Raw genomic sequence first — 8,125 nt, forward strand, 5'->3', positions numbered from 1 at the left:
AAGGGTGTCAGCAGATTCTTGCATACATTAAACGAGTCCAACAGCGGGTTAATCCAAAACTGAAACTATTGGGAATCGTCATCAATCGCTTCAATACCAGACGGGGAATGGAGAATCTCTATCATAAAATCCTATACCAGACCTTCAACAGCCGCATGTTCCAAACGGTGTTCCGGGATAACGTTCCTTATGTAGAAGCCGTTACCGCAAAACTGCCAATCACACGATACCAACCCAAATCCGTGCAGGCTGATGTCTGTCGTAAATTTACCCAAGAGGTGATAAACCGTGTCCAGGAATAAATTTGAACAATTAATCTCAGACAATTTGAGCAATTTCGACGAGGACAAGACCTCTGAAATTGACCCGCACATCGCATCAAGAACTGGGGGCACGAAGCGCATGAAAAGCGCCAAATGGATTGCCATTGCTAAGATTTGTGCCGACCCGACCCAGCCGCGTAAGAACTTCAATGAATCCTCAATTGCAGAACTGGCGCAATCGATACAGGAGTATGGCGTACGCCAACCTATTGTGGTCGAATATATTGCAGACAAAGACAAATTTAGAATTGTGAGCGGTGAACGCCGTTATCGAGCTGCCAAGATAGTGGGACTGAATGAAATGCCATGCATTGTCCAGGAGAAAGCGAATCAATCATTGCGATTTGCCCAGCAGATGATAGATTAATGCACTTTGCCTTTTCTAAAAAAGAATACTCTCAAAACTTGATCTTCCAGCTTATTTGAGTTATCTTGAGAAGGGCTAAACTCGCAACGTGTGTACTTTTTTTATTTTCCTCAGAAAAGATCAAAACTGAAATGCTTATGTCTGGATTCTAAGATGACCCCATAGAGTAGTTGCAACAGGTAATTGCACATAGGCACGTTTTGGCACGGCTCATTCAACTAGGGAGGAAGTGCTTATAATTTTAGCGGCATTAATCTTACTGGTGTCAGAATACATAAAGCATTTGCTGAAGGATTAAGTATTCAGAACTCAGTTACATTTTTCTGGCAGTTACCACGATAAATTGTGACTTCAATTTATCATACAATGGCCACCTTGGGGTGCGATTAAACCTTAGCCGTCAAAATAAAGAATAACTGAATGAAGGGGATATTTTGATGAATTCAATTTATGCTGGTCCCTGGTGTGGAGCTGTTCATGAAGATCAAGTTACACTCAAAGCCTCTATTGTGAAATCAGCCAGTCAGGTACGATTGATTTTTAGCAAAGAGAAAGCGTTAACAAATAAAACTGAAGTTCAGCCACAGAGCTTAAGTGAGGTTCAGGATTATCAATTTAAGATAGCAAACTTTCACCTCCAGGCATTGGAAGCAAATACTCGTTACTACTACTCTCTCGAAGTCAATGGCACCAAAAAGCAAGGTACATTTAAGACATTTCCCCAAAAAGGGAATCAAGCAAATTTCAGATTTGCTTTTTCCTCCTGCTCAAATAAATACCCTGAAGATAAATCATTGCCAATAGTGTATGAGAAAATAATAGAAAATGAATTTGAGAACGCAAATGATGATGAAAATATATTTTTCTTTTGCCACGTGGGTGATCTTCATTATGGCGACTTAAAGAAAGACCCAGTTCACGAAAGATTAAAAATGCTCGACCGGACGGTGAGAAGAACTGGTTTCGGGGAGCTTTTTCAAAAGCTGCCGGTGGTCTACATTTGGGATGATCACGATTTCCTGGGAAATAACTCTGGAGGAGGAAATAAAAGCAAAAGAAAATATGCAAATTACGCCTTGGAGGCCTATGACCTTTACGTCCCACATTATGACTTTGGTGGGAAGGGAATCTATCAGGAGTTTACAATTGGCAAAGTTCACTTTATCATCACTGACTTGAGATACAATCAAAAGACCAAGAAGCCCTATGAATTTTGGAAACAAAGAAAGTTGCTTGGAAAAGAGCAGACAAAGTGGCTAATGAGTAAACTTATCGAGGGCAAGTCTCAAGATTTGATGGTTTGGGTTAACACCATACCGTGGATCGGTGGCAATATTATTGAGAAATTAGGTGGGAATACATGGGGCGCTTTTTCTGACGAGCGCAAGAACCTTGCAAGGTTTATAAAGAAAGAAAATATTAGCAACCTTTGTATGGTCAGTGGTGATGCTCACATGGTGGCTATTGATGACGGAAGTCATAGTGGCTATGCCGAGAAAAGCAAAGGCGGTTTTCCAGTTTTTCACGCAGCTTCGCTCGACAGCAGCATTAGTACCAAGGGAGGTCCGTATAGCATCGGCAAAGCTAATGGGACAAGAGGCGGTGGCATTGGCGGAAGAGGACAATATGGCATTATCGAAATTACCTATAAAAATGGCAAGCTGCACGTCCACTGGGAGGGCAAACGAGTAAAAGCCAACGGAGATGTTGAGACATTAATTGCTCATGATTTTGAGTCGCCGAACACCTATAAAGATTTTTGAGATAATTGCACTATTCTACAGTGTTGTACCCGGTGGCTGGGGCCGCCCTTTTATCTGCTCTCAAAAGAATACTCTCAAAACTTGATCTGTCAGCTTACTTGCGTTATCTTGGAAGGACTAAACTCGTAACCTGTGTACTTTTTTTTATTTTCCTCAGAAAAAAAGATCAAGTTTCAAGAGCATTAACTTGCTTTGATGAAATCATTTACTATGTGGGGTGCAACGCACAATAAAATGAAACCAGAGAAATTTTGCGCCTAAAATCGACGAGAAATCCCTAATGAAAACAAAATTCTATCTCACGGTAGGCATAATCATAGTACTAGCTATGGAGGGATGGGGCCAAGAACATCGGATCAGTAAAAGTCTTACAATTGGTAAGATGGGCGAAGCAAAATTTAAAAAAAGTGCTAAAAAGCATGGGATAGCAGGGGCGTTAGAGCTCACCATAGCTGGTTCTCTGGACAGTTTGCAAGTAATTCTCAATGATTTATCATCGATAAGAGCTAATTCCAATGATGATGGCGTTCACTGGATCGAGGATCACTATGAGGGACGGGTTGGCGAACTCAAAATAGATAAACTCGTACCCCTTGAACCTCAAAATTCTAGACAACGATACTATCTCGAAGGAAAGCAAGGGGTTAAACATTGGCCATTGGTTTCGTCAAAAGGCGCTGCGCTCTTTGAGGTTAGACTGTTAACCGAGGTTTTACTAAATAGTAGTGAGGGCGTGACTGAAATTATTGTTGATATAAAATATTGGATCCTGGTTTATGATACAAGAAAATTACATATCATGAGGGCCAAACGGAAGTGGGATAAAAAATATACTAACCTGGGTTATGACGACCCGGTTGAAGCTGAGCTAGTAGAGAAGCTCAAAAGGTTATTTAAAAAAATAGGAAGACAGATTAATTGAACATACTTCTCGGTTTTCTCAATTCGCCAAATCTCCCCGAAATGACAGTATGAGCTTAAAATCAGAAAAAAGAAAAGGATGGCACTATGAAGTAGAAGAATACAGTAAATGGATGCATTGCAATTCTTGTGCTGCCCCCTTTTTACTCGATGATAATTATATATTCGTCAGGGATAACGGCTTACGCCATACAGACAGAAAAGTTTTTGAATGTCCGATTTGTGGTAGCACTGACATTACTTATTTGCAAGAAATTCATTTGCCAGCAATTCGCCAAATGATTGCCGTTATTATAGTTAACGCGTCTGAGGATTACATAAAAGATCGAAATCAGTTAGGCGAAAAAAGTAAATTTCCAAACAGAAAATTCATTAAAGAGGCGGAATGGTGGTTATTTGAAGACAAGAGCACGAAGCCCTTTAGCCTTCACTGGTGTTGTGAAATGTTAGACATAGCTAAATGGAAAATACGGCAAATCTGTAAAAAACAAAGGGAAGAAAAAGATAGGGGAAAATAAAGTTCAGGGTTTAGCCTAAAAATCCAGAGGTTGTCAAAGGTTTGATAATCCTCGCTAATGTTGCTGCTGGTACCTTCGTCTTTGGCCAATTTCTCAATCAGCAATCAACTGGCTGGCTTTTGCTATCGGCTTTCTCGGCAGTCTTTTCCTCTACATCTCAGCGCTAATTCTATTCAACAAATAAAACTATGTTGGAAGGTTCAATCGCCATTTTAATATTCTCTGTCATTGCCCTGGTGGTTAAAAAAGACCGACCGCAAGACCATCGATAGGGCAGTCGTACGGCGCCATTGCACACTTTGTTTAAAGTGTGAAATTTTCCCTTGCTTTTGGCGGGGGTATTTTATAATCTATAGGGGTAATATAAGGCGGGTTTTCCATGGCAAACGAGGAACATCTCAAGATTCTCAAGCAGGGGGTTGAAGCTTGGAACGAGTGGAGAGAAAAGAATCCCCAAATAACGCCTGACCTCAGCGGAGCAAACCTCATCATGGCAGACCTCAGCGGAGCAAACCTCAACAAAGCGGTCCTCATCGGGGCAGACCTCATCATGACAAACCTCAGCGGAGAAAAACTCACCGGGGCAAACCTCAGCGGAGCAAACCTCATCGAGGCAAACCTCAGCGGAGCAAACCTCATCATGGCAGACCTCAGCGGAGCAGACCTCTGCGAGGCAGACCTCAACAAAGCGGTCCTCCACGGTGCAGACCTCTACAAGGCAGACCTCACCGGGGCTCAGGACTTAACAGCAAAACAACTTGTAACCACAATTAACTGGCAAGAGGCCATTCTCGATTCTTCTCTCAGAGTGGAGGCTGAAAAACTTAGCGGAGCAGAAAAATAGATAGGCGTAAAAACCGGCTAAGTCCACTTCACACTTTGGTTACAGTGTGAAGTATCATCTTTCTCAGCCTTTCATCAGATAATTCAAGACAAAGGCTGAAAGGATGGGCTGCATTGAAGAAACATTGGATTTTCAAGATAATTCTCCTACCTTGACAAAAGGCTTGCTATATTTTCAAAAAAACATCGGAGATTGAGCAATGGCCGATATTCAAGTTGGTGACAAAGTTCGGATTCTTGTTAATTACAGTGTCAAAGGCCATCTATGGGAACCGAGCAACTCGTCTAAACACCTTCAGTCCCTCAAAGCTGAACATTTAAAAAACAAGCTTGGAATCGTAATTCCCGCAATACGTGCTCTTCCAGATGATGAGGTGTTCGTTAAATTGGATAATGGTTGGACGGTGATTATTCAGAAGCGCTTCTTGTCACTTTGAAACCGATAAACGCATGCTTTCAAAGGGATAAGCGCATGCTGGAAAATAGAGCAAAAACCTGCGACGGCCCCTTGAAGAAGATGCTGCTAACAGAAGAATATCGTCCTTCCTCAAACAATTAGAGAAAAATCTTGAACAGTTATTTTATTTTTGTCAGGAAACAAGAATTACTTGAATCTCGTTCCGCAAATCCGGTGTCTAAGAATATAGTATTATTATTAAAAGAAATTTAGACATCACAAAGCAGAAAGAAGAATTTGACATGAGAGAACCATATGAATTTTATGTGGAATATTATGGAAGGGTGAGAAGTGGATATAAAATAAAAGAAGATGACTATTACTATCTTGAGGATGATCCAAGTGGTGGAAAAGAAAGAAAAGAATATGATATAAGGATCAAAATCGCTATTTCAATGGCTGCGGAACATGTTAAAACTCCGTACAATAATATGTTTTCCAAATCAGCCTTTGAAAAAGAATTAGAAGATAGATTGTCATAACCCGATTGAATTTCTTAAGGAGAATTTCATTTCTCAGCCTTCATCAGATAATTCAAGAGTAAGGCTGAAAGGATGGCTGACATACTTTATATAAGAAGTTTAGATTAAACGATCTCATAATCGATATTTTTCCTTTCGAGTTCTTGAATGAGATACAAGGTATTTTTATTTAATTTTTTATTTCTATAAGTATAAAAGAGGAAAACGAAGTTTACTCGGTATCAATCTGGGATAGCAAGAAGCAAGCTGAGAATTATGAAAAAAGTGGCCTTTTCCACGAACTCACAGAAAAAGTCAAGCACACATTTGCGAACCTTCATCAATGGCAGATGATACTCCAGGAAAATTACGATGAGAAGGTGGCGACTGACAGAGCGTTGAAAGTGAATTACTACGCGATAGTGAACCAACAAACCTTCCAAAATTTCTAAGCATTCTGAACTTTCCTTGGAGGTAAAGCCTTGACTTTTCATTTCACTATATGTATATTTGCAACAAATTACTGTACTACTTTGCACCAATAGAGTAGAGTCAGTTTGCCTGTAACAAAGTAGTTGAGGAATTTGGATTTCCACTGGTATCCATTATGAAACGAGCAATAATATTAGGTTCCTGTATTCTTGTCTGGTTAACCGTTGTAGAATGTTCATATAGCCAGTCTAGCTTGAGAATCTACGGTTACGGAGACCTGATCTTTCGGGACGTTTTTGAGAGGGAATTTCCGAATACCGCCACCATAGATGAGCCGAAAACATTTTCGCTTCTAAGAACTCATTTTCTTGTCAGTGCTACACCCATTAATCGCTGGAGAATGTTTGTTAATCTAAGATTTAAGAATGCTGCTGACCTCACAGAAGGTAGGCTCAAAGGCGAGATCGAGCTGTTTGAGGGGTGGTTTCAATATACACATTCAAGAGCGTTCAACGTGAGAGGTGGAAGATTTCTGAGTCCGTTCGGTTACTTTAATGAAATTCATGTCGCTTCACCAGCTTATAATACTGTAGTCTTGCCTCTGATGTTTGAGGACGATTTCATTAGAACAGCAGGCGGCACGATCATTCCCCCGAATTCCAATCTACAAGTGTTTGGCGATCATCGCCGTGGCCACTTCAAGATTGGATACAGCCTATACATTGGCAATGGCACAGCTCCGGATGAAATTGCTCAGGCTAATCGGGACAATCTCAATTTCGATGTGAACGATAATAAGGGGGTCGGATTTAGACTTGCTCTTGATCCAACCGACAATCTCAGCGGCGGGCTATCTTTGTATTCCGAGAAAGGGGTCTTCAACGTCGTACCGCAAATGCAGCTCAGGGCGGACACTGATGGTGATGGCGTGCCGGATACGCCAATTGTTCCAGTTCCGTTGCCACAAGAGGTAGAGGAAGAAAGAAAAACTGTGGGACTGGATTTTCGATTCACGCCGGGGGATTTTGAGCTGCGTGGGGAATTTATAAAATCATTTATTGACATTACCGGTGCGGATTATGACAAAACGTTCTATTTTGTCAACCTCAACTATACTTTTGAAGAGAGGTTCACACCGTATTTTGAACTAAATGTTTATCGAGATCCGACACACTTTGTCTTTCGTAGCGAGCTCAGGAGATTCACACTTGGCGCAGCCTTTAGACCAAACGGGTTTGTAACACTTAAGGCAGAATTTCACAATCACACCTTTGGTGACGTCGATGAGGGTGAAGATTTCGCTCAGTTCGTGACACGACAGCCGGCTTCGAACTTTAAATCATTTCAAATGTTCTGGACAGGCGTTTCTTTCTTTTTTAACTAGGACTCAAGATAAAGATGACCTCTATACTACTAGCATTGTTGTTCATTCAACTTACGCTTGCAATTGGCCCGGCCGCCGGACAAGTCGCTATTATCGTGAATAAAGAAGCAGCAGTCAGAGACATAACCAAGGATGAGCTGAAAAGCGTCTACTTCGGTGAGTTACAGCAATGGAAAGACGGGGACGAAATAGTGCTTACTGATAGGAAAGACAATGATGTTATCGCGATGAAATTTTACGACGATTTCTTGGGTAGGAATCAACGCAAAGTTCGGAAATTATGGCTCAGGAAAGTGCTTAGAGGTGAAATCAGACCGCCGGAGTCATTCAATACCGATGGAGGAATCATCAAGTTTGTTGCCGAAAATAAGGAGGCGATAGGATTTGTGAGCGCCGCAAGTGTGAAGAACTCAGTAAGAGTCCTATCTGTAAACGGCAAGAATCCAGGAAACCGTGCTTACGAATTGAAGTAAGCCCGATCAGGTAATCAAAGCTAACGGGCGTAAGGTGCACAAGAGATACTTAAACCTTCCCATCCAAACGAAGCTGCTGACGATAGCGGCTTTGATCATGTTATTCGTCTCATTTTTTACCTTCTATTATTTCCCAAATCAACAGCGAAAGCAGATAATCGACGATATGGAGTCGAGAATCAA

General features: G+C 41.3%; 10 protein-coding genes. All 10 read left to right on the forward strand.

Annotated elements, in window-relative coordinates:
• On the forward strand, positions 1–302 hold a 302-nt coding region (locus IH879_15175; protein ID MCH7676276.1), incomplete at its 5' end, for a ParA family protein.
• Positions 289–690, forward strand: coding sequence for a ParB/RepB/Spo0J family partition protein (locus IH879_15180; GenBank protein ID MCH7676277.1), 402 nt, complete (start codon positions 289–291; stop codon positions 688–690). The genes IH879_15175 and IH879_15180, both read left to right, overlap by 14 nt.
• 437 nt (positions 691–1,127) lie before the next feature.
• Positions 1,128–2,453 carry an alkaline phosphatase family protein gene (locus IH879_15185; protein ID MCH7676278.1) on the forward strand — a complete coding sequence of 442 codons (1,326 nt, stop codon included), beginning with the start codon at positions 1,128–1,130 and terminating at the stop codon, positions 2,451–2,453.
• A gap of 280 nt (positions 2,454–2,733) precedes the next feature.
• Positions 2,734–3,375, forward strand: coding sequence for a hypothetical protein (locus IH879_15190; GenBank protein MCH7676279.1), 642 nt, complete (start codon positions 2,734–2,736; stop codon positions 3,373–3,375).
• A gap of 49 nt (positions 3,376–3,424) precedes the next feature.
• Positions 3,425–3,892, forward strand: a complete 468-nt coding sequence (locus tag IH879_15195) for a hypothetical protein (protein MCH7676280.1) — start codon at positions 3,425–3,427, stop codon at positions 3,890–3,892.
• 379 nt (positions 3,893–4,271) lie between these two features.
• A complete protein-coding gene (locus tag IH879_15200) occupies positions 4,272–4,736 on the forward strand; it encodes a pentapeptide repeat-containing protein (protein ID MCH7676281.1) in 465 nt (154 codons plus the stop codon).
• 199 nt (positions 4,737–4,935) lie between these two features.
• Positions 4,936–5,172, forward strand: a complete 237-nt coding sequence (locus IH879_15205; protein MCH7676282.1) for a hypothetical protein — start codon at positions 4,936–4,938, stop codon at positions 5,170–5,172.
• Between the two features lie 262 nt (positions 5,173–5,434).
• The gene (locus IH879_15210; GenBank protein MCH7676283.1) at positions 5,435–5,674 is read left to right on the forward strand and encodes a hypothetical protein; all 240 of its coding nucleotides are present in this window, start codon (positions 5,435–5,437) and stop codon (positions 5,672–5,674) included.
• A gap of 586 nt (positions 5,675–6,260) precedes the next feature.
• Positions 6,261–7,469 carry a hypothetical protein gene (locus tag IH879_15215; GenBank protein ID MCH7676284.1) on the forward strand — a complete coding sequence of 403 codons (1,209 nt, stop codon included), beginning with the start codon at positions 6,261–6,263 and terminating at the stop codon, positions 7,467–7,469.
• A gap of 14 nt (positions 7,470–7,483) precedes the next feature.
• On the forward strand, positions 7,484–7,942 hold the full coding sequence (locus IH879_15220; GenBank protein MCH7676285.1) for a substrate-binding domain-containing protein: 459 nt from the start codon (positions 7,484–7,486) through the stop codon (positions 7,940–7,942).
• Positions 7,943–8,125 lie beyond the last annotated feature (183 nt).

This window comes from candidate division KSB1 bacterium (assembly GCA_022562085.1).
In the GTDB taxonomy this organism is placed as follows: Bacteria; Zhuqueibacterota; Zhuqueibacteria; order Oceanimicrobiales; family Oceanimicrobiaceae; genus Oceanimicrobium.